Source organism: Acinetobacter sp. 228, assembly GCF_048147885.1.
Map to the genome: position 1 here is coordinate 1 of NZ_JAYWYV010000443.1, position 1,164 is coordinate 1,164.

Sequence of the window (1,164 nt, forward strand, 5' to 3'; positions counted from 1 at the left end):
TATTTTGAATTTCGGGATCTTGGATATTAAAAGTGGTAGAGCTTTTGGTTGTCGAATTGGTCGCTTGACTTAATATGCCAGAAGAGTCTGGATATTGCTCTGTAAATGATTGAGCTGAAATCAGACCTTTATTATTAAAAATCCAATGTTCAGTTACTTGTCCACCACCTAAATAACCCGTAAATTCAATCATACAAGCTTGCTTATCGTGTTTAATGAGCTTGGCTACATTGCCTGTAGTGGTTGGATAAGCTTCGATATTGGTATCTTGTTCTAAAACTTGTGCCTGAGGATAAGAAGAAAGAGGTGCGGTAGTTGCACATGCTGTTAATGCTAAGCAGCACAGGGTAGAAAAGAGAAGTTTTTGACTGTTCATAAGGCAGGTTCCTAGCTCTTTGTAGTGGATGTATGTCTTTTTTAAAGTGTGTTTCTTTGGAAGCACGATATGATCGCGCTACTCTGATTTAATTTTAATTGGCAGTCGTACTAGATTTACTTAGCTCACCTTGTTCGATTGGAATATTTTCACCGTTTCTACTGCTGGTGATATTTTGCTTAGCTTGTTCTATTTTCTGTTCAGTAAATACTTTGGCTGTATCCGCTTTTTGTTGAACAACTTCTGCTTTTTCAGCGGTAAATTCTTTCGTATCTTTCCATTTTTCCCTAATTTTATTTGAGGTTTTTTCAGAGGCGCCTTGAATAGAATCTCCTAAGTTTTGTATGCCTTTTCCTGTTTTATATAACAGTACGCGGCCTAAGCTTGGATTATCACCATAAGGCATTGTCTTAGAAGTTGCTTCATTCACTTGTTGAGGTTGAGGTGTTTCAGCAAAGAGAGATGATGAAACCAAGATAGAGCTTGTAATACATAAAATTTTTATGGCTTTCATTTTGGATTAATCTCCCCAATGACTATCAAAATATGGATAGCTGATCTTACTGTTAAAAATAAATCTTGTGCAGACATGAGATAAAACCCATACGATTTGATTACGAGAAATCATCATTTGAAGGGAATAGCATCATTACCCAAATGCTTTATAAACAAAACTCAGACTTTATCAATTCTATAAACATGTCTCTCGCTTTATGGTTACTCACTTTTTTATGCCAGAAAAAATGATTTTGCATAAAGGCAAGGTATTCGAATTTATAACTTTGAAT

General features: G+C 35.4%; 2 protein-coding genes and 1 pseudogene. All 3 read right to left on the reverse strand.

The genetic code is table 11. From position 1 onward, the window contains the following. Positions 1-376 (reverse strand): hypothetical protein (locus VXQ92_RS19710; RefSeq protein ID WP_118939199.1); only part of this gene is annotated, 376 nt, incomplete at its 3' end. A gap of 94 nt (positions 377-470) precedes the next feature. Beyond that, positions 471-890: a hypothetical protein gene (locus tag VXQ92_RS19715; RefSeq protein WP_416682932.1), complete on the reverse strand. Its 420-nt coding sequence runs from the start codon at positions 888-890 to the stop codon at positions 471-473. A gap of 148 nt (positions 891-1,038) precedes the next feature. Then, positions 1,039-1,164: pseudogene (locus VXQ92_RS19720) on the reverse strand (LysR family transcriptional regulator); the annotation flags it as partial.